General features: G+C 62.3%; 20 protein-coding genes and 1 tRNA gene. 15 read left to right on the top strand and 6 right to left on the bottom strand.

What is annotated here, in order from left to right:
- Positions 1–125: 125 nt before the first annotated feature.
- Positions 126–1,232, top strand: a complete 1,107-nt coding sequence (locus tag AA098_RS05645) for an enoyl-CoA hydratase/isomerase family protein (protein WP_003252013.1) — start codon at positions 126–128, stop codon at positions 1,230–1,232.
- 43 nt (positions 1,233–1,275) lie between these two features.
- On the opposite strand, the gene AA098_RS05640 is transcribed toward AA098_RS05645, so the two are convergent.
- A complete protein-coding gene (locus tag AA098_RS05640; RefSeq protein WP_004575159.1) occupies positions 1,276–1,725 on the bottom strand; it encodes a hypothetical protein in 450 nt (149 codons plus the stop codon).
- 212 nt (positions 1,726–1,937) lie between these two features.
- On the opposite strand from AA098_RS05640, the gene AA098_RS05635 reads away from it, so the two are divergent.
- From AA098_RS05635 to AA098_RS05605, 7 genes are all read left to right on the top strand, one after another.
- Positions 1,938–3,419 carry a diguanylate cyclase gene (locus AA098_RS05635; protein ID WP_060537725.1) on the top strand — a complete coding sequence of 494 codons (1,482 nt, stop codon included), beginning with the start codon at positions 1,938–1,940 and terminating at the stop codon, positions 3,417–3,419.
- Entirely contained in the window at positions 3,412–3,624 is a 213-nt protein-coding gene (locus AA098_RS05630) for a cysteine-rich CWC family protein (protein WP_003252007.1), read from the top strand. Before AA098_RS05635 ends, AA098_RS05630 begins: the two co-directional genes overlap by 8 nt.
- Before the next feature lie 8 nt (positions 3,625–3,632).
- Positions 3,633–4,331, top strand: coding sequence for a pseudouridine synthase (locus tag AA098_RS05625; RefSeq protein WP_064613920.1), 699 nt, complete (start codon positions 3,633–3,635; stop codon positions 4,329–4,331).
- Between the two features lie 336 nt (positions 4,332–4,667).
- The gene (phaG, locus tag AA098_RS05620; RefSeq protein WP_003252003.1) at positions 4,668–5,555 is read left to right on the top strand and encodes a (R)-3-hydroxydecanoyl-ACP:CoA transacylase; all 888 of its coding nucleotides are present in this window, start codon (positions 4,668–4,670) and stop codon (positions 5,553–5,555) included.
- 111 nt (positions 5,556–5,666) lie between these two features.
- Positions 5,667–5,740 (top strand) — tRNA-Gly (locus AA098_RS05615).
- 210 nt (positions 5,741–5,950) lie between these two features.
- The gene (locus tag AA098_RS05610; protein ID WP_003252001.1) at positions 5,951–7,657 is read left to right on the top strand and encodes a SulP family inorganic anion transporter; all 1,707 of its coding nucleotides are present in this window, start codon (positions 5,951–5,953) and stop codon (positions 7,655–7,657) included.
- 202 nt (positions 7,658–7,859) lie between these two features.
- The gene (locus AA098_RS05605) at positions 7,860–8,870 is read left to right on the top strand and encodes a DUF4917 family protein (RefSeq protein WP_004575155.1); all 1,011 of its coding nucleotides are present in this window, start codon (positions 7,860–7,862) and stop codon (positions 8,868–8,870) included.
- Between the two features lie 33 nt (positions 8,871–8,903).
- On the opposite strand, the gene AA098_RS05600 is transcribed toward AA098_RS05605, so the two are convergent.
- Together AA098_RS05600 and AA098_RS05595 are read right to left on the bottom strand one after the other, a co-directional pair.
- Positions 8,904–10,118 (bottom strand): SAM-dependent methyltransferase, encoded by a 1,215-nt coding sequence (locus tag AA098_RS05600; RefSeq protein WP_064613919.1) that lies wholly within the window; start codon positions 10,116–10,118, stop codon positions 8,904–8,906.
- A gap of 165 nt (positions 10,119–10,283) precedes the next feature.
- Positions 10,284–10,901: a TPM domain-containing protein gene (locus tag AA098_RS05595; protein ID WP_003251995.1), complete on the bottom strand. Its 618-nt coding sequence runs from the start codon at positions 10,899–10,901 to the stop codon at positions 10,284–10,286.
- 186 nt (positions 10,902–11,087) lie between these two features.
- Here AA098_RS05595 and bglX point away from each other — a divergent pair, with 186 nt between their 5' ends.
- The 4 genes from bglX (at position 11,088) to AA098_RS05575 (ending at position 18,125) form a co-directional block, all read left to right on the top strand.
- Positions 11,088–13,379 carry a beta-glucosidase BglX gene (bglX, locus tag AA098_RS05590; RefSeq protein WP_064613918.1) on the top strand — a complete coding sequence of 764 codons (2,292 nt, stop codon included), beginning with the start codon at positions 11,088–11,090 and terminating at the stop codon, positions 13,377–13,379.
- A gap of 86 nt (positions 13,380–13,465) precedes the next feature.
- Complete coding sequence (locus AA098_RS05585) at positions 13,466–15,223, top strand: ATP-binding protein (RefSeq protein ID WP_014859146.1); 1,758 nt, start codon at positions 13,466–13,468, stop codon at positions 15,221–15,223.
- On the top strand, positions 15,217–16,551 hold the full coding sequence (locus AA098_RS05580; RefSeq protein ID WP_003251989.1) for a sigma-54 dependent transcriptional regulator: 1,335 nt from the start codon (positions 15,217–15,219) through the stop codon (positions 16,549–16,551). Before AA098_RS05585 ends, AA098_RS05580 begins: the two co-directional genes overlap by 7 nt.
- A 254-nt stretch (positions 16,552–16,805) precedes the next feature.
- Positions 16,806–18,125, top strand: coding sequence for an MFS transporter (locus AA098_RS05575; RefSeq protein ID WP_003251986.1), 1,320 nt, complete (start codon positions 16,806–16,808; stop codon positions 18,123–18,125).
- Positions 18,126–18,250: 125 nt separating this feature from the next.
- Here AA098_RS05575 and AA098_RS05570 read toward each other — a convergent pair whose 3' ends face one another.
- The gene (locus AA098_RS05570; RefSeq protein WP_003251984.1) at positions 18,251–19,003 is read right to left on the bottom strand and encodes a membrane protein; all 753 of its coding nucleotides are present in this window, start codon (positions 19,001–19,003) and stop codon (positions 18,251–18,253) included.
- Positions 19,004–19,345: 342 nt separating this feature from the next.
- Between AA098_RS05570 and AA098_RS05565 the strand changes: the two genes are divergently transcribed.
- Both AA098_RS05565 and AA098_RS05560 read left to right on the top strand, forming a co-directional pair.
- The gene (locus AA098_RS05565) at positions 19,346–19,711 is read left to right on the top strand and encodes a hypothetical protein (protein ID WP_004575150.1); all 366 of its coding nucleotides are present in this window, start codon (positions 19,346–19,348) and stop codon (positions 19,709–19,711) included.
- Positions 19,712–19,830: 119 nt separating this feature from the next.
- Positions 19,831–20,436 carry a flavin reductase family protein gene (locus AA098_RS05560; RefSeq protein WP_003251979.1) on the top strand — a complete coding sequence of 202 codons (606 nt, stop codon included), beginning with the start codon at positions 19,831–19,833 and terminating at the stop codon, positions 20,434–20,436.
- On the opposite strand, the gene AA098_RS05555 is transcribed toward AA098_RS05560, so the two are convergent.
- Positions 20,437–20,703 carry a hypothetical protein gene (locus tag AA098_RS05555; RefSeq protein WP_014859143.1) on the bottom strand — a complete coding sequence of 89 codons (267 nt, stop codon included), beginning with the start codon at positions 20,701–20,703 and terminating at the stop codon, positions 20,437–20,439.
- A 16-nt stretch (positions 20,704–20,719) separates the two neighbouring features.
- The gene (locus AA098_RS05550) at positions 20,720–21,013 is read right to left on the bottom strand and encodes a putative quinol monooxygenase (protein ID WP_003251976.1); all 294 of its coding nucleotides are present in this window, start codon (positions 21,011–21,013) and stop codon (positions 20,720–20,722) included.
- A 202-nt stretch (positions 21,014–21,215) separates the two neighbouring features.
- On the opposite strand from AA098_RS05550, the gene AA098_RS05545 reads away from it, so the two are divergent.
- Complete coding sequence (locus tag AA098_RS05545) at positions 21,216–22,136, top strand: AraC family transcriptional regulator (RefSeq protein ID WP_003251974.1); 921 nt, start codon at positions 21,216–21,218, stop codon at positions 22,134–22,136.
- The last annotated feature ends 110 nt before the right edge of the window (positions 22,137–22,246 follow it).

Raw genomic sequence — 22,246 nt, 5'->3', positions numbered from 1 at the left:
GGGCCTTCCATAAACAATGGCGCGACACTAGGTAAGCCCTTCGCGCTTGTCAAACGATCCGACCGACGACCGGCATGATTGGCCAGGCAAGCCATACTTGAGCGATGACTTGCGAGAGGTAGTCCATGACCATTCACTGCGAGGTACTCACCGGCGTCGATGGCGCCCGCATCGGCATCGCCACCCTGGATGCGCCCAAGGCGCTCAATGCCCTGACCCTGCCGATGATCGAAGTGCTGGGCGAACAACTGCATGCCTGGGCCCGCGACCCGGGTATCGTCTGCGTGCTGCTGCGCGGCAACGGGGCAAAAGCCTTTTGCGCAGGCGGCGATGTCCGTGCGCTGGTGCAAGCCTGCCGCGACCACCCCGGCAGTGTCCCACCGCTGGCGGCCTCTTTCTTCGCCGCCGAATACCGCCTGGACTTTGCCCTGCACACCTACCCCAAACCGTTACTCTGCTGGGGCCATGGGCATGTGCTGGGTGGCGGCATGGGGCTGCTGCAAGGCGCCAATGTACGTATCGTCACACCCAGCAGCCGGCTGGCCATGCCGGAAATCAGCATCGGCCTGTACCCTGACGTAGGCGCCAGTTGGTTCCTGGCCCGGCTGCCGGGCAAGCTGGGTTTGTTCTTCGGCCTGACCGGCGCGCCGATCAACGCCCGCGATGCCCTTGACCTGGGCCTGGCTGACCGTTTTCTGGGCGAGCACCAGCAAGAGGCCTTGATCGAGGAGTTGCTGCAACTCAACTGGCAGGAGCAGACCGCCGTACAACTGAACAGCTTGCTCAAGGCCGAGCAGCATCGTGCCTGCGCCGAGCTGCCTGATGCCCAGTGGCTGCCACGACGGCATGTGATCGATCAGTTACTCGACGTGGCCGATGCGGCTTCAGCCTGGCGCGCGCTGGAAAGGCTCAAGCAGCATGACGACCCATTGCTGGCAGATGCCGGCCAACGCCTGCATGAGGGTTGCCCGCTGACCGCGCATCTGGTCTGGGAGCAGATCCGCCGGGCGCGGTACCTGTCGTTGGCGCAAGTGTTCCAGATGGAATACAGCATGAGCCTGAACTGTTGCCGCCACCCTGAGTTCAGTGAAGGCGTGCGTGCTCGCCTGCTGGACAAAGACAACCAGCCGCGCTGGCACTGGCCTGATGTGGCGCAAGTGCCGGCGGCGGTAGTCGAGGCGCATTTTGCCAAGGCGTGGGAGGGACGCCACCCATTGGCGGATGTGGGTTAGCTTCGTGAACCTGGGGCTGCTTTTCAGCCCCACCTCCACTCACCTAGCGCTGCCAGTTTCCTCCTTGCCCCTGCCCGCGCCGACCCTCCCAGCGCCCGCGGTCATTACCCTGCCCATTAGAGTGCCAGTCGCCATGCCGGTAACGCTGGCTGTCATTGCGATAGTCATGGCGATCCCGGTCCTGCCTGTAGTCTTGTCGCTGGCGATTGCCATAGTCATAGCGCGGGTTGCCATGCCACTGGTTCATCCCTGGCTGCGAATATGGCCGGTAATAGGGCGCAGGGGCCGCCCCATGGTAGTAACGGGGGGCAGGCTGATAGTAATAGCGCGGGGCTGGCGCCACATAGTACCGGTCATAGCGGTAATACCCCGGCGCCACATAGCGGTCGGTGGAGTAGTAGTCCGAACGGTAATAGCCCCCGCGCTCGTAGTACGGGGCGCAGGCCGAAGTCATCAGCCCCAGCAGGGTGATCAACAGGATTCGATAGGACATGGCGGCCTCCTGGACCGCGGGAGTGCCCGAACAGCGGCGCTGGCGAGCGTCGAGACGAGATGCGTCAATCGACACTGAATAAGACAGTGGCGCGCAGGTTCAGTGCCATTTCTGCAATAACTTGATACAGGTGAAATAACCCTGAAAAACTTGCAGTCATTTGCTGGCCATCTCACTAGAATAAGCGGCTCGGCACACATCACGGGAAGATCATGCCCTTACGTTCCGCTCTGTTCTCGCAACGCTCGCTGATCGTTACCCTGCTCGTGTTATTGGCCTGCGGCTTCCTGGCCACTTCGCTGCTCAGCTACTTCTCCTCGCGAAGCGCCATCCGCGACGGCATCATCAATACCGAATTGCCGCTGACCTCCGACACTGTCTACTCGGAAATCCAGAAAGACCTGATCCGCCCGGTGCTGATCGCCTCGATGATGGCCCAGGACACCTTCCTGCGCGACTGGGTGCTGTCCGGCGAGCAGGATACCGAACGCATGACCCGTTACCTGAGCGAGGTCATGGGCAAGCAGGACATCTTCACGTCCTTTTTCGTGTCCGATCGCACGCGGACCTACTACCAGGCCAAAGGCGTGCTCAAACACGTCGAACCGGGCACCTGGCGTGATGCCTGGTATTTCCGTCTGCGTGAACTCAAGGCCCCTTATGAGATCAATGTCGATCTGGACATGGCCAACCAGGACAGCCTGACCGTGTTCATCAACTACCAGGTGCACGACTACCAGCAGCGCTTCATCGGCGCGGCAGGCGTAGGGCTGAGCGTATCGTCGGTGGTCAAGCTGATCGATCAGTACCAACGCCGCTACCAGCGTGCGGTGCTCTTCACCGATGCCAAAGGCAAGGTGCTGTTGACCGGCTCCGAGGGTAGCCCGCATGGTTTGCAAGTTGGCCAGTCACTCAGCGACAACCCTGAGCTGAAGGCCATGTTGGCCGAGCAGTGGGTGCCGGGCGAAGGCAGCCACGAGTACCATGACAGCGAAAACCACAGCCACTTTCTTAACGTTCGCCACCTCCCCGAACTGGACTGGTACCTGTTGGTGGACAAACGCGAAACCGGCGTCCTCGACCGCATTCGCCACGCGCTGTACCTGAACCTGGCGATCTGTACGATGATCACACTGGTGGTGCTGGCACTGGTGCATGCCATGGTCCGCCGCCACCAGGCCAGCACCGAAGCCTTGGCCACGCTCGACAGCCTCACCGGCTTGCACAACCGGCGCAGCTTCGACCTGCTCGCCGCCCAGGCGCTGCGAGAAGCCCGGCGCGACAATAGCCCTCTGGTGGCCTTGCTGATTGATCTGGACCACTTCAAGGCACTGAACGACAACCACGGCCACCTGGCAGGTGACGAAGTGCTACGCCAATTCGCCAATGTGCTGCAAAGCAGCCTGCGTCAGTCAGATATACTGTGCCGCTGGGGCGGTGAGGAATTCATCGTGCTGCTGCGCGAAGCTGAAGGCGGCCAGGCCATCGAGGTGGCGGAAAAGATCCGGCGACGCACCGAACAGCTGACCTTCAGTTACGACAACCAGCCGCTGCGACTGACCACCAGCATCGGCCTGAGCAGCCTGCAACCGGGGGATACCCTGCACGCCCTGCTGACCCGCGCCGACCGCGCGCTTTATCGTGCCAAGCAGGCTGGCCGCAACCGCGTCTGCAGTGATACCCGCCATGAATGACAAGCAACACTGCCCCGCTTGCGGTGCCCTCAACCAATGCAGCCTGGCCGACCCACGCCGTGCCACCCAGGCGTGTTGGTGCTACAGCGTGACCATCGACCCGGCCGTGCTTCAGGCCCTGCCCGATGAACTGCGTAACAAGGCCTGTCTGTGCCCGCGCTGCGCCGCCGTTGAAGAACAGCTCCGTCCATCCGCTGCCCACTGATCGTTGCCATGCGCCTTGACCGTTTCCTCGCCAACCTGCCCAGCTACAACCGCCAGCAAGTTCGCCTGATGCTGGCGCAACGCCGCGTGCGGGTGGACGGCAAGGTCGCCAGTGACCCGCTGACCGACGTGCGTGAATTCAGCCGCGTAGAGCTGGACGAGCAACTGCTGCAGACCGGCCGGCCGGCCCGCTACCTGATGCTGTACAAGCCCACTGGCTGCGTAAGCGCCACCCACGACCCGCAACACCGTACCGTTCTCGACCTGCTGCCCACGGCGTTGCGAGATGACCTGCACATAGCCGGGCGCCTGGATTTCAACACCACCGGCCTGATGATCCTGACCAACGATGGCCAGTGGTCACGGCGCCTGACCCAGCCTGCCACAAAGCTGCCCAAGCATTATCTGGTGGACACCGAGGACGAGATTGGCGAGCACTATGTGGCCAAGTTTCGCGAGGGTTTCTATTTTGCCTTCGAAGACCTCACCACCCAACCAGCCCAGCTGGAGATCCTCGGCACCCACCGAGCCCGGCTGGCGATCGTCGAGGGGCGGTACCACCAGGTCAAGCGCATGTTCGGGCACTTCAACAACAAGGTGGTGGGGCTGCATCGGGAGAGCATGGGAGCGATCCGGCTGGATCCGGGGTTGGCGCCGGGGGAGTATCGTGAACTGACGGCCAATGAGATAGCCACTGTCCAGGCGTGACAGACAGCCGGTGTCGTCACACGACCGCTCAGCGACAAAAGTCACATTACTTACCGAACGGCACTTGCGCGATCCTCAACCCACTGCTTGAATCCAAATCGTCAGTCTGCATGTGACTACCAAGTCACACCTGCAGCCAGTGACACTTTTTGCCGGCCACCCAAAGCCTAGATGCCTTGGGGCACGGCAAATTGCCCGCCAAAAACAATACCGTCGACGCAAGTGCCAAGGATCGACACAGGGCCCCCGGATTATCTTCAGGCAAATGCCTACCTGTCATAAAGAACGTGCACCCTAGGTGACGCGAATACCCTTTTTGCGCCAGGAGTCGATGACATGAGGCCAGAAATCGCTGTACTTGATATCCAAGGTCAGTATCGGGTTTACACGGAGTTCTATCGCGCGGATGCGGCCGAAAACACGATCATCCTGATCAACGGCTCGCTGGCCACCACGGCCTCGTTCGCCCAGACGGTACGTAACCTGCACCCACAGTTCAACGTGGTTCTGTTCGACCAGCCGTATTCAGGCAAGTCCAAGCCGCACAACCGTCAGGAACGGCTGATCAGCAAGGAGACCGAGGCGCATATCCTCCTTGAGCTGATCGAGCACTTCCAGGCAGACCACGTGATGTCTTTTTCGTGGGGTGGCGCAAGCACGCTGCTGGCGCTGGCGCACCAGCCGCGGTACGTGAAGAAGGCAGTGGTGAGTTCGTTCTCGCCAGTGATCAACGAGCCGATGCGCGACTATCTGGACCGTGGCTGCCAGTACCTGGCCGCCTGCGACCGTTATCAGGTCGGCAACCTGGTCAATGACACCATCGGCAAGCACTTGCCGTCGCTGTTCAAACGCTTCAACTACCGCCATGTGAGCAGCCTGGACAGCCACGAGTACGCACAGATGCACTTCCACATCAACCAGGTGCTGGAGCACGACCTGGAACGTGCGCTGCAAGGCGCGCGCAATATCAACATCCCGGTGCTGTTCATCAACGGCGAACGCGACGAGTACACCACAGTCGAAGATGCGCGGCAGTTCAGCAAGCATGTGGGCAGAAGCCAGTTCAGCGTGATCCGCGATGCGGGCCACTTCCTGGACATGGAGAACAAGACCGCCTGCGAGAACACCCGCAGTGTCATGCTAGGGTTCCTCAAGCCAACCGTGCGTGAACCCCGCCAACGTTACCAACCCGTGCAACAGGGGCAGCATGCATTTGCCATCTGAGCGGCTCGGCGCCTTGTAGCAAATACCCGCAGGCCACGGGGCGCCGACAAGCTTTTTTATAACTTGGGCTTCTAATTCGCTGAAGGTTCTGGTAAAAAGTCGAGCTCAGATGCGGGTATAGTTTAGTGGCAAAACGAAAGCTTCCCAAGCTTTAGTTGAGGGTTCGATTCCCTCTACCCGCTCCACATCGCATTCCCGCATGGCGTTCCAGCAACGTCATCGCAGTCAAAAGGAGCCTTGGCTCCTTTTTTCGTTTTTCACCCTGCCTTGACCTGGCCCATGGCCATTTACCCACCGATCCGCTTCAATGCGCATCGGGCCTTTGCGTGCGCAAGCGAAACGGCTTGTGGCGGATAGGCTCAATGGATTCGTGAAACCATTCGAAAGGACAACGCATGTTTCTCTCCCGCTGGCTACCGGGCCTTGCCAACCTGCTGCACTACCGCCGTGAATGGTTCCACGCCGATCTGCAAGCTGGCCTGTCAGTAGCCGCGATCCAGATTCCCATTGCCATTGCCTATGCGCAGATCGTCGGCCTGCCGCCGCAATATGGCCTGTACGCCTGTGTGCTACCGATGATGGTCTACGCGCTGATCGGTAGCTCGCGCCAGCTGATGGTCGGCCCCGACGCCGCCACCTGCGCGATGATCGCCGGTGCCGTGGCACCGCTGGCCCTGGGCGACCCGCAGCGCATCGTCGAACTGTCGGTGATCGTCACCGTGCTGGTCGGCGTGATGCTGATTGCCGCGGGCCTGGCGCGCGCCGGGTTCATCGCCAGCTTCTTCTCGCGGCCGATCCTGATCGGCTACCTCAACGGTATCGGGCTGAGCCTGATCGCCGGGCAGCTGTCCAAGGTGGTGGGCTTCCAGATCGAGGGCGACGGTTTCATCCTCAGCCTGATCAACTTCTTCCAGCGCCTGGGGGAAATTCACTGGGTCACATTGATCATCGGCCTGGCCGCCCTGGGCCTGCTCATCTGGCTGCCACGGCGCTACCCGCGCCTGCCCGCAGCCCTCACGGTAGTGGCGCTGTTCATGCTGCTGGTTGGCCTGTTCGGCCTTGACCGCTTTGGCGTCGCCGTCCTTGGGCCGGTACCTGCAGGCATCCCGCAACTGGCCTGGCCACACAGCAACCTGGCGGAAATGAAGAGCCTGCTGCGCGACGCCCTGGGTATCGCCACCGTCAGCTTCTGTAGCGCCATGCTTACCGCACGCAGCTTTGCCGCCCGGCATGGCTATGCGATCAACGCCAACCACGAATTCGTCGCCCTGGGCGTGAGCAACCTGGCGGCCGGGGTTTCCCAGGGCTTTGCCATCAGCGGTGCCGACTCGCGCACTGCAGTCAACGACATGGTCGGTGGCAAAAGCCAGCTGGTGGGCATCATCGCGGCACTGGTGATCGCCCTGATCCTGCTGTTCTTCACCGCGCCCATGGCCTGGATCCCGCAGGCTGCGCTGGGCGCCGTGCTGCTGATGGCGGGCTGGGGGTTGATCGACATCAAATCGCTGGGGCATATCCGGCGTCTAAGCCGCTTCGAGTTCTGGCTGTGCCTGCTGACCACGGCGGGCGTACTGGGCCTGGGTGTGCTGCCCGGCATCGTGTTTGCCGTGACCCTGGCGATCCTGCGCCTGCTTTACAGCATCTACCAGCCCACCGATGCCGTACTGGGCTGGCTGCCGGGCACCGAAGGCCAAGTGGACATCCGCAAGTTCAAGGACGCCCGCACCGTGCCTGGCCTGGTGGTGTACCGCTTCGACGACGCCATCCTGTTCTTCAATGCCGACTACTTCAAGATGCGCCTGCTAGAAGCCGTGCAAAGCCAGGACCAGCCTAAAGCCGTGCTGTTCGATGCCGAAGCGGTAACCAGCATTGATGTCAGCGGCATCGCCGCCCTGCGCGAAGTGCGTGACACCCTGGCGGCTCAAGGCATCCTCTTCGCCATCGCCCGCGCCCGTGGCACTTTCCTGCGCATGCTGGTGCGCTCGGGGATGGCGCGGGACATGGAAGAAAAACTGCTATTCGGCTCGGTACGCGCGGGGATTCGTGCGTACCGCGTGTGGCGCAACCGAAACCGCAGTGTGCAAGTGACCGAACAGGGTTAGCGGCTTTCATCCTGTTCAACGTGCTGCGCCTGTGCTGGCCCTTTCGCGGGTAAACCCGCTCCTACATGGACTTGTAGGCGCGGGTTCACCCGCGAAAGGGCCAGCACAGGCAACACAAAACCTCGCCTTGACACCAACCCTCGCATACCTCGCATGACATGCTAAAGTCGCCCCGTTCCCCGCACCACCCAACGGATCCAGCATGCCCGCACTTGATGCCACCCTTACCCCCTGGCCAGAACTCGCCGCCCGCCACCCCTGCGACGCCCTGCTGCTGGGCAATGGCGCAAGCCGCGCAGTATGGAAGCCGTTCGGCTACTTCTCGCTGTTCGAGCAAGCGCAACGCGCAGGCCGCAAGAAAGGCCTGGCGGTCAGTGACCAGGCACTGTTCAAGTCCTTGGGCACGGAACTGTTCGAGCCGGTGCTCAGCGCCCTCAACACCACCGTGCGTACCAATGCCGCACTGGCCATCAACTCCACCGCGCCGCTGAACCGCTACTACTCGATCAAGGAAGCGTTGATTCACGCCGTGCGCACGGTGCATCTGCCCTGGCCGCTGATGCCGCCGGCCACCCTGGCAACCCTCAATCAGGCCCTGCGCGCCTATCGAAGCGTCTACACCAGCAACTACGACCTGGTGCTGCCATGGGCCGTGCAGCACGCCCCGAATGGCTTCGCCGAACTGTTCGACGAACAAGGCTATTTCGACGTGCGACGCACCGGCAGCGAAGGTACCCGGGTGCTGCACCTGCATGGCGGCCTGCACCTGCTCAAGCTGCCCGACGGCACCACCCGCCAGCGCAGCGCTGAAAGCGCCGAACTGCTCGATGGGTTTGCCGTGAATATCCCGGGTGAAGTACCGCTGTTCGTCAACGAAGACCGCAGCGACGAGAAACTGCGCGCTATCCGCAACTCGGACTATCTGAGCTGGTGCCTGGGGCAGCTGGCGCAGGAAAACCAAGGGATATGCCTGTTCGGGCAGCATCTGGACAGCAGTGACCGGCACCTGCTCGACGCTGTGCGCCAAGCCCGTCCGCAACAGCTATCCATTGCCATTCGGCCGCTGGGCGAGGCGTCGGTGATCAATCAGAAGCAGCATTTTGCAGATCGTTTCGGGGATTTGCCGGGGACGGCGCTGCATTTCTTCGATGCCAGCACCCATCCGTTGGGGCAGGCAGCATTGGCTATCGAAGTGCCCTCTGCTCAGCGCTGACAAGGTGCCCGGCAGGCGTAACGGTGGGTGGCGTCAGAGCAACCCATCCGCGCGCAACAACGTTTCCAGGCAATGCTCCTGCACCCCATAGAACGCCTTGAGCTGGGCAATCTTCTCCAGCAACGCCCCGTTATCCCCCGCCTGCCGACGCTTCACCGCAAGAATCATCTTGTTCTTGTTGGTGTGTTCCAGCGAGATGAACTCGAACACCTTGGTTTCATAGCCACAGGCTTCCAGGTACAGCGCACGCAGGCTGTCGGTCAGCATTTCGGCCTGCTGGCCCAGGTGCAGGCCATACTGCAGCATGGGTTGCAGCAACCCTGGGCTGTGCAATTGCGGGCGGATCTGCTTGTGGCAGCACGGCGAGCACATGATGATCGCGGCGTTGCAGCGGATACCGGTGTGGATGGCGTAGTCAGTGGCGATGTCACAGGCATGCAAGGCGATCATCACCTCGATGGCCTCAGGCACCACGCTGCGTACGTCACCACACTGGAACTCCAGGCCCGGATGGTCGAGGCGTACGGCCGCGGCGTTGCACAGGTCGACCATGTCCTGGCGCAGCTCCACGCCGGTCACCTGTGCGTCACGGCCCAAACTGTTGCGCAGGTAGTCATGCATGGCAAAGGTCAGGTAGCCCTTGCCCGAACCGAAGTCGGCCACCCGCAGCGCCTGTTCCGTCGACACCGGTGCATTGGCCAGGGCGTGATCGAAGACCTCGATGAATTTGTTGATCTGCTTCCACTTGCGTGACATGGACGGGATCAGTGCGCCTTGTGCGTCGGTCACACCGAGGTCACGCAGAAACGGCCGCGACAGCTCCAGATAACGCTTCTTCTCGCGGTCATGCCCGCTGCCCGCATCGGCCACGCGCGGTGCCTGGGCACCGTGGCGCTGGAGCATCGGTTTGCCCTTCTTGCTGAAGGTCAACTGCACTTCGCCGTCAGCATCGAACAGGTGAGCATTGCGGAAGCTGTCTGGCAGCAGTTCGGCAACCAGCACCTGGGCCTGGTCCAGCGGCAGGTTGCGGGTGATGTCGCGGGTCTGGTGGCGGTAGACCAGCGACAGGCACGGCTGGCCCTTGACCTGCAGCGGCTTGGCAATGATCCGTTGCAAGGTCTGGTCGGCACCGACATGGCGCGCCAGCACCAGCTTGACCAGGGTTTCGCCGTACAGGGCGGCGTTCAGCAGGTCGAGAAACTGAGCGCGCGCATCCGGCGCGCAAGAGGCAGAAGTACTGGCGGACATGAAAAGGGGGCCTTGGGTAGCGGAACGCCTATTCTAACGTGCCGCAGGCACCCTGTGGGAGCAGGCTTGCCCGCGAACACCGGCAAAGCCGGTGGCAGACGCCGTGTCGCCTGATTCGCGGGCAAGCCCGCTTCTACAGGGAATCCGGCAAGGCTGGGCGCGCCTTCAGTCGAGAATCACCAAGCGGTTGGGCAACTCGTTGCGGGCATGGGTTGGCGGCACGTGCTGGCTAAGCAGCTCGCCACACGCTTCGATGCACTCGACAAAGCCCTGCAAGGTGCGGCCCTGGCGCACCTGCTCGGCCAAGCGGGCACCGATGGCCGCGCGGGCTTCGGCATCCAGGCAGTGTTCGATACCCCGGTCGACCAGGATCTCCACATGCCGCTCCGCCTCGCTGACGAAAATCAGCACGCCCGTGGCGCCTGCTGTGCGCTGCAGGTTCTGCTCGCGAAACTGCTGGCGGGCCAGGCGCGCGGCACGCCAGCGGCGCAAGGCACGGGGGATCAGCCAGTCGGCCAGGCGCGGGTTGCGCAGCAGCAGGCACAAAACGACGAACAGCAGCACGTTGCCCATCAGCACGCCACGCACGCTGGGCCAAGCCAGCAGCCAGTGCAACAGACCGGGCACGGTCAGTGCCAGCACGGCGGCCCACAACAACGGCCAATACGCATAATCGTCGGCACGACGGGCAAGCACCGTCACCAGTTCGGCATCGGTACGCCGTTCGGCACGGGCAATGGCTTCGGCAATCTGCCGTTGATGGTATTCGTCGAAGGGGGTCATGCCGTCGGTCTCTTGAGCATTCTTATAGTTGTTATCCCGGCATTCGGGGCTTCATCCGCAGGCGACATATTCAGGCATAATCCGCCGCTGGAAGAATTGCCTGCAAATCGTACAACAATAGCCGCCTGAAAACTTCGGTCGCGCACGTATCACCGTGGATACGGCAGAGGCCCCAAAACGGAATTGATGATGAAACTGTCTTTGCTGGGCCTGGCCATGGGCCTTGCCAGTCAGGCGGCCCTCGCCGCCCCCACCGCCCCGCCCCTGCAGGACAAGCAGGCATTCATCGAGCATCTGATCAGCCAGATGACCGAAGCCGAGAAAATCGGCCAGTTGCGCCTGATCAGCATCGGCCCGGAAATGCCCCGCGACAAGATCCGCGAGGAAATCGCCGCCGGCCGTATCGGTGGCACCTTCAACTCCCGCACTGCCCCCGAAAACCGGCCGATGCAGGACGCGGCCATGCGCAGCCGCCTGAAGATCCCGATGTTCTTCGCCTACGACACCGTCCACGGCGAGCGCACCATCTTCCCGATCGGCTTGGGCATGGCCGCTACCTGGGACATGGAGGCCGTCGCCAAGGTCGGCCGCACCGCCGCGATCGAAGCTTCGGCCGACGCCCTGGACATGACGTTCGCGCCAATGGTGGATATCGCCCGTGACCCGCGCTGGGGCCGCACCAGTGAAGGTTTCGGCGAAGACACCTACCTGACCTCGAGAATCGGCCAGGTAATGGTGCGCTCGTTCCAGGGCAGCAGCCCGGCCAACCCCGACAGCATCATGGCCATCGTCAAGCATTTCGCCTTGTATGGCGCCGTGGAAGGCGGGCGCGACTACAACACGGTCGATATGAGCCTGCCGAAAATGTACAACGACTACCTGCCACCCTATCGCGCCGCGCTCGATGCGGGTGCCGGTGGCGTGATGGTGGCGCTGAACTCGATCAACGGCGTACCGGCCACCTCCAACACCTGGCTGATGAACGACCTGCTGCGCAAGGAGTGGGGCTTCAAGGGCGTGACCATCAGCGACCACGGTGCCATCCAGGAGCTGATTCGCCACGGCGTCGCCCGTGATGGCCGTGAAGCCGCCAAGCTGGCGATCAAGGCCGGCATCGACATGAGCATGAACGATACCCTGTACGGCGAAGAGCTGCCGGGCCTGCTGAAGTCCGGTGAGGTGACCCAGCGCGAGCTGGACCAGGCGGTGCGTGAAGTGCTGGGTGCCAAGTACGACATGGGCCTGTTCAAAGACCCGTACGTGCGCATCGGCAAGGCCGAAACCGACCTGAAGGACTACTACGGCAACGACCGCCTGCATCGCGAAGCTGCGCGTGACGTGGCACGCCGCAGCCTGGTGCTGCTGGAAAACCGCAACCAGACCCTGCCGCTGAAAAAGGCCGGCACCATTGCCTTGGTCGGCCCGCTGGCCGATGCCCCGATCGACATGATGGGCAGCTGGGCCGCCGACGGTAAACCCGTCCACTCGGTGACCGTGCAGGAAGGCTTGCGCCGCGCCGTGGAAGGCAAGGCCAAGCTGGTCTACGCCAAAGGCTCCAACGTCACGGGTGACAAGGCGATACTCGACTACCTGAACTTCCTCAACTTCGATGCCCCGGAAATCGTCGACGACCCACGCCCACCTGCCGTGCTGATCGATGAAGCAGTCAAGGCGGCGAAGCAATCCGACGTCGTGGTCGCCGTGGTCGGCGAGTCCCGTGGCATGTCCCACGAGTCGTCGAGCCGTACCACCCTGGAGATCCCGGCCAGCCAGCGCGAGCTGATCAAGGCGCTCAAGGCCACCGGCAAACCGCTGGTGCTGGTGCTGATGAACGGCCGGCCGCTGTCGATCAGTTGGGAGCGCGAGCAGGCCGACGCCATCCTCGAAACCTGGTTCGCCGGCACCGAAGGCGGCAATGCCATCGCCGACGTGCTGTTTGGCGACTACAACCCCTCCGGCAAGCTGGCCATTACCTTCCCACGGTCGGTGGGGCAGATCCCGATGTACTACAACCACACCCGCATCGGCCGGCCGTTCACGCCGGGCAAGCCGGGCAACTACACCTCGCAATACTTCGAAGAACCCAACGGGCCGCTTTACCCGTTCGGCTATGGCTTGAGCTACAGCAGCTTCGAGCTGTCGGGCCTGAACCTGTCGAGCAAGGATCTCAAGCGCGGCGATACGCTGGAAGCCAAAGTAACGGTCAAGAACACCGGCAAGGTTGCAGGCGAGACGGTGGTGCAGCTGTACCTGCAGGATGTGTCGGCATCGATGAGCCGCCCAATGAAAGAGCTGAAAAACTTCCAGAAGCTTATGCTTGAACCGGGTGAAACCCGCACGTTGACCTTCCGCATCAGCGAAGACGACCTGAAGTTCTACAATGGCCAGTTGCAGCGGGTTGCCGAACCAGGGGAGTTCAATGTCCAGGTAGGGCTGGACTCCCAGGCGGTGCAGCAGCAGAGCTTTGAATTGCTTTGACTGAAAAAGGCCGCCTGTTCCGGCCTCTTCTCGGGTAAACCCGCGAAGAGGCCGGCCCCGATATCCCGCCACCGGATCCGCCCCCGATGCCCTTTTCCTTTCGCGCCCTGCGTCTGGGGCTGATCACCCTGCTGATCGTGCTGGGTACCGCACTCAGCGCCGGCTGGGCCATGCACCAGGCCAAGCGCCAGGCCATGGAAGACGACGCCAAGCGTGCCAGCCAGCAACTGGGCCTGTACGCCAACGCACTGCACACCCTGATCGATCGCTACCGTGCCCTCCCCGCCGTGCTGGCGCTGGACCCGGAGCTGATCGCAGCCTTGCGCGGCCCGGTCGACGAAAAGGTTCAGAACGCCCTGAACCTCAAGCTCGAACGCATCAATGGCGCCGCCAATTCCTCCACCCTCGAGCTGCTCGACCGCACCGGGCTGGCCATTGCCGCCAGCAACTGGCGGCTGCCCAGCAGCTACGTCGGCTCCAACTACGGTTTCCGCCCCTACTTCAAGCAAACCCGCAGCCAGGGCAGTGGCCGCTTCTATGCCGTGGGCGTGACCAGTGGCGTGCCGGGCTACTTCCTCGCCAGCGCGGTGAACGACGAGCATGGCCGATTCCTTGGCGCCATGGTGGTCAAGCTGGAGTTCCCCGAGCTGGAGCGCGAATGGCGACAGGGCAACGATATCCTGTTGGTCAGCGACGCCCGCGGCATCACTTTCATCGCAAACCAGGATGGCTGGCGCTACCGCGAGCTTCAGCCGCTCAGTGGCGCCGACCGTGCCGAGCTGGCCGAAACCCGCCAGTACGACAAGCAACCGCTGGTGCCGCTACACCATCAGGTGCTGACGCGGTTTGCCCCCTACAGCACCCTTAGCCGCGTGCAAGGCCCCGAGGGTAGTACCGAGTACCTGTGGGAAAGCCTGCCGCTGGAAGGCGAAAACTGGACCTTGCACCTGCTGCGCAAACCGCAGGTCGCTGCCGACGGTCGTAATGCCGCGCTTGGCGCCGCCGCCGTCTGGCTGAGCCTCGTGTTCGCCGCCCTTTTCGTCAGCCAACGCCTGCGCCTGGCACGCCTGCGCCAGCGCAGCCGGCAAGAACTCGAACGCCAGGTCGAAGAACGCACCCGTGAGCTGCGCACTGCCCAGGAAGGCCTGGTGCAATCAGCCAAGCTCGCCGCTCTCGGGCAGATGTCGGCGGCCATGGCCCACGAAATCAACCAGCCGCTGACCACCCAGCGTATGCAGCTGGAAACCCTGCGCCTGCTGCTTGACCATGGTCGCCATGACGAAGCGCGGCAAGCGCTGGAGCCACTGGAACAGATGCTCACGCGCATGGCAGCACTTACCAGCCACCTGAAAACCTTTGCCCGCAACAGCCCGATGGGCCTGCGCGAACGCCTTGACCTGGCAACCGTGGTCGACCAGGCCTTGCACCTGCTGGAAGCGCGCCTTCGCAACGAAGAAGTGGAAGTGGCGCTGTACCTGGCACGCCCGGCCTGGGTACGCGGCGATGCCATCCGCCTGGAGCAGGTGCTGATAAACCTCCTGCACAATGCACTCGACGCCATGCTCGACAAGCGTTACAAACGCCTGGAGATCCGCATCGAACCCGACGGGGCACTATGGCGCCTGAGTGTGCTCGACTCGGGTGGCGGCATTGCCGAAGCCGACCTGGCCAAGGTCTTCGACCCGTTCTTCACCACCAAACCGGTGGGGGAAGGGCTAGGGCTGGGCCTGGCCATTTCTTACGGCATCGTCCACGAGGCCGGCGGCCAGCTGCGGGCCGAAAACCTGCCTGGCGGCGCGCGCCTGAGCCTTACCCTGCCCCGTGACCTGGAGCCTGTATGTTGAATTCGGTGATCGTCGTCGATGATGAAGCCAGTATCCGCACTGCTGTCGAGCAATGGCTGAGTCTGTCTGGCTTCAGCGTACAGTTGTTCGCTCACGCCGAAGCGTGCCTGGCACACCTGCCGCAGCACTTCCCTGGGGTGATCATCAGCGATGTGCGCATGCCGGGCATGGATGGCCTGCAATTGCTCGAACGCCTGCAGGCGAACGACCCCGACCTGCCCGTGATTCTGCTGACCGGTCACGGTGATGTACCGATGGCGGTAGAAGCCATGCGCATGGGGGCCTATGACTTCCTGGAAAAACCCTTCACGCCGCAAGACTTGCTGGGCAGCCTGCGCCGCGCCCTGGAAAAGCGCCAGCTGGTACTTGAGAACCGCCGGCTCCACGAGCAGGCCGACCTCAAGTCACGCCTGGAAGTCACGCTACTGGGCATGTCCCAGGGCCTGCAACAGCTGCGCCGGCAAGTGCTGGACCTGGCCGGCCTGCCGGTGAACGTGCTGATTCGCGGTGAAACCGGCAGTGGCAAGGAGCGGGTGGCCCGCTGCCTGCACGACTTTGGCCCCCGTGCCGCCAAGCCCTTTGTAGCCCTTAACTGCGCAGCCATCCCCGAGTCGTTGTTCGAGGCCGAACTGTTCGGCCATGAGAGCGGCGCCTTCACGGGCGCCCAGGGTAAACGGATCGGCAAGCTGGAATATGCCAACGGTGGCACCGTGTTCCTCGACGAAATCGAGAGCATGCCACTGGCCCAACAGGCCAAGCTGTTGCGGGTGATACAGGAGCAGAAGCTGGAGCGCCTGGGGGCCAACCAGAGCATCAGCGTGGACCTGCGCATCATTGCTGCGACCAAGCCCGACCTGCTGGAGGAGGCGCGTGCCGGGCGCTTCCGCGAAGACCTGGCCTACCGCCTGAACGTGGCCGAATTGCGCCTGGCACCGCTGCGCGAGCGGCGGGAGGACATTCCGCTGCTGTTCGAACACTTTGCCCGTGCTGCAGGTGAAAAGCTGGGTCGCACCGCCCCGCCGCTATCGGCTGCACAGCTGGCGCAGCTACTGTCACATGATTGGCCTGGCAACGTGCGTGAGCTGGCCAATGCGGCGGAGCGGCATGCGCTGGGGCTAGGTTCGCCAAACATCGAGGTGGCACCTGCCGGGCAGTCGCTGGGCGAGCAGATGGAAGCATTCGAGGCGCAATGCCTGCGCGCGGCCTTGCGTCAGCATGGGGGCGAGATCAAGTCGGTGATGGAGGCGTTGCAACTGCCGCGGCGCACCCTTAACGAGAAGATGCAACGGCATGGGCTGGTGCGCGAGGATTTTGTTGGGCAGGAATGAGCGGAAATCCGCTTATGACCTACACTTGGTAGGCAAAAAACCGCTTATCACCTCGAGATTCCGGGCTGCTTTGCAGCCCTTCGCAGGCAAGCCCGCTCCCGCAAAGGGCAGCGCAAGCCCCACTACTGTGCCGGTTTTGGGGTATTGGATGCCCTGAAATGAATCAGCCCGCCCCCATTTGGCACACCTTCTGCAATTGCCTTGGCAAGCTGCGCCACGGCGCGCTCCACAAAAACAACGAGAAGGTATCCCTGATGGATAACGCCACCTCCCTGCCCGCCGGGGCGGCCACCGCGCCTGCCGCAGAAAAAACCACCGCCAGCCGCCTGAAGTCGATTTTCAGCGGGTCCATCGGCAACATGGTCGAATGGTACGACTGGTACGTCTACGCCGCATTCTCGCTGTACTTCGCCAAGGCCTTCTTCCCCGCCGGCGACTCCACCGCACAACTGCTCAATACCGCTGCGATCTTCGCCGTGGGCTTCCTCATGCGCCCGATCGGTGGCTGGCTGATGGGCCTGTACGCCGACCGCAAGGGCCGCAAGGCCGCGCTGATGGCGTCGGTATTGCTCATGTGCGCAGGCTCGCTGGTCATCGCCCTGACCCCAGGTTATGAAACCATCGGCGTCGCCGCACCTGTCCTGCTGGTCATCGCGCGCCTGCTGCAGGGCCTGTCGGTGGGTGGTGAATACGGCACCTCGGCCACCTACCTCAGCGAGATGGCCAGCAAGGAGCGCCGTGGTTTCTTCTCCAGCTTCCAGTACGTGACCCTGATCTCTGGCCAGCTCATCGCCCTGGCGGTCCTGATCGTCCTGCAACAGACCCTGACCACCGAGCAGTTGTACGCCTGGGGCTGGCGCGTGCCGTTCGTGATCGGTGCGCTGTGCGCCGTGGTGGCCCTGTACCTGCGTCGCGGCATGGAAGAAACCGCCTCGTTCACCAAGAAGGAAAAGGCCAAAGAAAGCCTGATGCGCACCCTGCTGCGTCACCCCAAGGAGCTGATGACCGTCGTTGGCCTGACCATGGGCGGCACCCTGGCCTTCTACACCTACACCACCTACATGCAGAAATACCTGGTCAACACCGTGGGCATGAGCATCAGTGACTCAACCACCATCTCGGCCGCCACGCTGTTCCTGTTCATGTGCCTGCAGCCGGTGATCGGTGGTCTGTCCGACAAGATCGGTCGCCGTCCGATCCTGATCGCCTTCGGTGTGCTCGGCACCCTGTTCACCGTCCCCATCCTCAGCACCCTGCACACCATCCAGACCTGGTGGGGTGCGTTCTTCCTGATCATGGCCGCACTGATCATCGTAAGCGGCTATACCTCGATCAACGCCGTGGTCAAGGCCGAGCTGTTCCCTACCGAGATTCGCGCCCTGGGCGTGGGCCTGCCGTATGCCCTGACCGTGTCGATCTTCGGTGGCACCGCCGAATACGTGGCCCTGTGGTTCAAAAGCGCTGGGATGGAGAGCGGCTTTTACTGGTACGTCACCGCCTGTATCGCCTGCTCGCTGCTGGTTTACGCGACCATGAAAGACACCAAGCAGCACTCGCGGATTACCACTGAGTGAATGCGAAGCCGAAATGAAAAGGGCGCACCGTTTCAGGTGCGCCCTTTTCATTTGTTCGATCAGCACTTATGTCGCTGTGAGCCGACTAAACATTCTATTCGGCTCACTCGTACCTGAAAGCCGGTTCAGGACATCTCAAGCGCCTGTCGCGGGTCACGACGCTGGTACCAGTTGGCCATCAGCACCAGCACCAGCAACACCCCGCCCAGCACAGCCGAAGAGCCGACCGTGCCGAAGTCCAGGCCGCCCTTTTCATGGGGTTTGGTGAGGAAGTCGCCCAAGGTGGCGCCAAACGGCCGGGTGAGCACGAACGCGACCCAGAACAACACCACGCCGGGAATACGCGTCCAGTAGCGGGCGACCACCACCAGTGCAATGGTACTGCCAATCAACAGCGCACCGCCGGCAAAGCCCAGCCCCGAGTCATCGGCCAGGTAGTCGCCCAGCGCTGTGCCAAGGGTGTTGGAAAACAGGATTGCCACCCAGTAGAACAGCTCGCCCGTTCGGTTCTTGATGCGGTTGACATCCAGCGGGTTGCCGCTAAGGCGCCAGGCCAGGAAGGTAAGCAGCAGGATGCCGATGAGGAGGGCCGACCCCGTGGCATAACCCAGGCCCAGGGTGCGGTCCATGAAGTCGGAGATGGTGGTGCCAGCGGTACTGGTGGAGAGAATCACCAGCCAATACAACATCGGGTGGTAGCGGCGTGAGTAAAGCTGGCCGACCAAGGTCAGCAGGAACACGCTGATCAGCATCAACGAGCTGAGTGCATAGCCGATGTTCAACGTCATCGACAGCAAGTCGCCTGCCGTTTCGCCAAGGGTAGTTGCGCAGATCTTCATGACCCAGAAGGCCAAGGTGATTTGCGGGAGTTTGTTCATTGTTGTGCCGCTCCAGTCTAAGGTGCGGCGATGGTGCTGAGGTGCATCTGAAAAAACGGTTGGTGACGCATGAAAAAAGCGTTGATAGAACTTTGAAACAAGATATTTCGTTCTTAACGCCCCATTAATTCCCGCTCTTCAAGCTGCAATGGCTGAGAAAACGACGACGCGAGTGCTTGCAGCGAGTGGATGACCCCGCTGCCTGACTCACGCGCAGCGCACACAGACACATCTATTTATTCGATTTTTATGCGCTATTTTTTGCGCTTTTTAATCAAATTTATAGGCGTAGGATTAAACCCATAGAAACAAACAACCTCTCGCACCCTCGGAGCAGCAACCATGAAAAACAAACTGATCCTTACCCTGGCCCTCTCGGTATTCGCAGCTGGCGCCTTCGCCGAAGATGGCTTCGACCGGACCGACGCTCACACCTTTGCCGCGGTTCAAACCCAGCAAGCCAGCTACGCTGAAGACGGCTTCGACCGCACCGGTGGCCAACGCTTCGCTGAAGACGGCTTCGACCGCACCGGCGGCCAGCGCTTCGCTGAAGACGGCTTCGACCGCACCGGCGGCCAGCGCTTCGCTGAAGACGGCTTCGACCGCACCGGCGGCCAGCGCTTCGCTGAAGACGGCTTCGACCGCACCGGCGGCCAGCGCTTCGCTGAAGACGGCTTCGACCGCACCAACGCGCACCGCATCAGCTGATACCTGATTGCGAGCACCCAGCCCGGCTTCGGCCGGGCTTGATCATTTGCACACGAGCTCAGGCTTGGCACACTAGGCACCTTGTCCACCAGGAGGTAGGGCCAACAAGCCCAGCACAGATGTATTACTACGAACCCGCCAAAGGCCACGGCCTGCCGCACGACCCGTTCAATGCCATCGTCGGTCCCCGCCCTATCGGCTGGATCTCCTCTCAGGACCGCGAAGGCCGCCTGAATCTGGCGCCTTACAGCTTCTTCAATGCGTTCAACTACATCCCGCCGATCATCGGTTTCTGCAGCGTCGGGCGCAAAGACAGCCTGAACAACATCGAGCAGACCGGTGAGTTCGTCTGGAACCTGGCCACCCGCCCACTGGCCGAGCAAATGAACCTGAGCTGCGCACCGGTTGCTGCCGAAGTGAACGAATTCGACTTGAGCGGCCTCACTGCCGCACCGTCTAGCATCGTCAAGGTGCCGCGCGTGGGTGAAACGCCGGTAGCCTTCGAGTGCAAGGTCAGCCAGATCGTCCAGCTCAAGCGCGCCGACCAGCAAGAGGTGCCCAGCTGGCTGATCCTTGGGGAAGTGGTGGCGGTGCACATTGCCGAGCACCTGTTGAACAACGGCATCTACGATACCGCTGCCGCTGAGCCGATCCTGCGTGGGGGTGGCCCGGCGGATTATTTCGAGCTGGGCAACCTGTTCAAGATGGCCCGGCCGCCGGCCTGATCACCAGACCAGCTCACCCTCTTCGCTGACGCCCTGCAGGCGTTGCAGCTCGGCGGTGGCCGCTTCGTCGGCGGCCACAGCGCCCTTGAACACCTGCCCGTCGAGAACCTTGTGAAAACGCGGCGCACCGCCCATGCCCAAGGCTTTGACTGCGATGGCCGCGTTGTAGCCGCCACCTTCCACCGGCACCATCGCCGATACCGCTTCGAAATGAGTGAATTCCCTACGTGCCATGTTGCTGTCCGCGTGATTGAACAAGGGCGTCACTTTACCTCATCCACGCTCAATCGAAGGTATGCAAGTCCAGGCTGCTGACCACCTGAGCCTGCACCAGCTCACCGAACACCTCCAGTGTCGGTGAAGCAAAGTAGCCACTCATCGCCTGCTGGTCCTGCCAGCTTCCGCTGAGCAACCACAGGTCAGCATCAGCCTGAGAACGCTGCACGGTGAAACTCAGGCATCCCGGTGCACGCAGCGAGGGCTCGAGCAGGTCACGCAGGCGCGCGCCCAGCTCTGCCGAGCGCCCGCTGCTGGCACGGATGAAAGCAAGGTGGGTGACCGGTTGTTTAAGGGTCATTGCACAATCTCCTTGAAGCAGGCGGACGGAAAAGCCAGGCTGCCAAGGTTAGGCGCTCACCCGCGCGGCGCGTTAGGCCATTACTGCATGTCGATTGCCTGATCCTGCAGCGCGGCAGGATCAGGCAATCGACATGCAGCTTTCGACTAGCGCCCGTCTTTGCCCAAACCTATGCTGCGTCGGTCAGCAGAGGAAAGCCATCATGACCACCGCCACGTCCACCGAACCGACCCTGGAACTGCAGCGCCTGGAGCTGGCCGAGCTGATCAACCGCCACGCGGGCGAGCCCTATGGCCCAGCATCGGCCATCGATGACCTGTACCTGGTGCGTTACACCGAAAATGTGCGTTCTGTACCCACCCTGGCGCAGCCTGCCCTGTGCATCCTTGCCCAGGGCAGCAAAAGCCTGTTCCTGGGTGACGAGCAATACGCCTACGACCCACTGCATTACATGGTCGTTTCGGTAACCTTGCCACTCAGTGCCGTGAGGCTGGATGCCAGCCCCGAGAACCCAAGCCTGGGCCTGCGCATGGACCTGGACCCGGCCGAGATCAGCCAGCTGATCGCCGAGAGCGGACCGATGCTGGTACCCAATCGACCTTCCGGCCGTGGTTTGTATGTGGAAAGGACTGATGCCGCGCTACTCGATGCCCTGCTGCGGTTGCTGCGGCTGCTGGACACCCCGCGCGACATCGCAATGCTGGCGCCGCTGTTCCGCCGCGAGATTCTCTACCGCCTGCTGCGTGGGCCGCAGGGTTACCGGCTGTATGAAATTGCCTTGGCCAACAGCCAGACCCACCGGGTTTGCCAGGCCATCACTTGGCTCAACAACAACTTCCAACAGCCGCTGCGTATCGAGGACCTGGCGCGTGAGGTCAACCTCAGCACCTCGACCTTGCACCACCGCTTCAAGGCCGTGACCTCGATGAGCCCGCTTCAGTACCAGAAGCAACTGCGCCTGCAAGAGGCGCGGCGGCTGATGTTGAACGACGGGCTGGAGGCGGCGGTGGCGGCTTATCGGGTGGGTTATGAAAGCCCGTCGCAATTCAGCCGTGAATACAGCCGGCTTTACGGCGCGCCGCCAATTCGAGATGTGGCTCGGTTGCGGGCTACTGCGGTCTGAAGCTCAACATTCGCCTGCCCCGGCGCTTTCGCGGGTAAACCCGCACCTGCAGGTTTTTGCACAGATGCGAAAATTGCGCGCTGCCTGCAGGCACGAGAGGCCGATACAGG

It is taken from the genome of Pseudomonas sp. JY-Q (genome assembly GCF_001655295.1).
GTDB lineage: Bacteria > Pseudomonadota > Gammaproteobacteria > Pseudomonadales > Pseudomonadaceae > Aquipseudomonas > Aquipseudomonas alloputida.
The sequence above is the reverse complement of the archived record's forward strand: the minus strand, read 5'-3'. Positions and strand labels throughout refer to the sequence as shown.

What these genes read in the sequence shown, in the direction of transcription:
- AA098_RS05645 (WP_003252013.1), top strand. Translation starts at nt 126, where the DNA reads ATGACCATTCACTGCGAGGTACTCACCGGCGTCGATGGCGCCCGCATC.
- AA098_RS05640 (WP_004575159.1), bottom strand. Translation starts at nt 1,725, where the DNA reads ATGTCCTATCGAATCCTGTTGATCACCCTGCTGGGGCTGATGACTTCG.
- AA098_RS05635 (WP_060537725.1), top strand. Translation starts at nt 1,938, where the DNA reads ATGCCCTTACGTTCCGCTCTGTTCTCGCAACGCTCGCTGATCGTTACC.
- AA098_RS05630 (WP_003252007.1), top strand. Translation starts at nt 3,412, where the DNA reads ATGAATGACAAGCAACACTGCCCCGCTTGCGGTGCCCTCAACCAATGC.
- AA098_RS05625 (WP_064613920.1), top strand. Translation starts at nt 3,633, where the DNA reads ATGCGCCTTGACCGTTTCCTCGCCAACCTGCCCAGCTACAACCGCCAG.
- phaG (WP_003252003.1), top strand. Translation starts at nt 4,668, where the DNA reads ATGAGGCCAGAAATCGCTGTACTTGATATCCAAGGTCAGTATCGGGTT.
- AA098_RS05610 (WP_003252001.1), top strand. Translation starts at nt 5,951, where the DNA reads ATGTTTCTCTCCCGCTGGCTACCGGGCCTTGCCAACCTGCTGCACTAC.
- AA098_RS05605 (WP_004575155.1), top strand. Translation starts at nt 7,860, where the DNA reads ATGCCCGCACTTGATGCCACCCTTACCCCCTGGCCAGAACTCGCCGCC.
- AA098_RS05600 (WP_064613919.1), bottom strand. Translation starts at nt 10,118, where the DNA reads ATGTCCGCCAGTACTTCTGCCTCTTGCGCGCCGGATGCGCGCGCTCAG.
- AA098_RS05595 (WP_003251995.1), bottom strand. Translation starts at nt 10,901, where the DNA reads ATGACCCCCTTCGACGAATACCATCAACGGCAGATTGCCGAAGCCATT.
- bglX (WP_064613918.1), top strand. Translation starts at nt 11,088, where the DNA reads ATGATGAAACTGTCTTTGCTGGGCCTGGCCATGGGCCTTGCCAGTCAG.
- AA098_RS05585 (WP_014859146.1), top strand. Translation starts at nt 13,466, where the DNA reads ATGCCCTTTTCCTTTCGCGCCCTGCGTCTGGGGCTGATCACCCTGCTG.
- AA098_RS05580 (WP_003251989.1), top strand. Translation starts at nt 15,217, where the DNA reads ATGTTGAATTCGGTGATCGTCGTCGATGATGAAGCCAGTATCCGCACT.
- AA098_RS05575 (WP_003251986.1), top strand. Translation starts at nt 16,806, where the DNA reads ATGGATAACGCCACCTCCCTGCCCGCCGGGGCGGCCACCGCGCCTGCC.
- AA098_RS05570 (WP_003251984.1), bottom strand. Translation starts at nt 19,003, where the DNA reads ATGAACAAACTCCCGCAAATCACCTTGGCCTTCTGGGTCATGAAGATC.
- AA098_RS05565 (WP_004575150.1), top strand. Translation starts at nt 19,346, where the DNA reads ATGAAAAACAAACTGATCCTTACCCTGGCCCTCTCGGTATTCGCAGCT.
- AA098_RS05560 (WP_003251979.1), top strand. Translation starts at nt 19,831, where the DNA reads ATGTATTACTACGAACCCGCCAAAGGCCACGGCCTGCCGCACGACCCG.
- AA098_RS05550 (WP_003251976.1), bottom strand. Translation starts at nt 21,013, where the DNA reads ATGACCCTTAAACAACCGGTCACCCACCTTGCTTTCATCCGTGCCAGC.
- AA098_RS05545 (WP_003251974.1), top strand. Translation starts at nt 21,216, where the DNA reads ATGACCACCGCCACGTCCACCGAACCGACCCTGGAACTGCAGCGCCTG.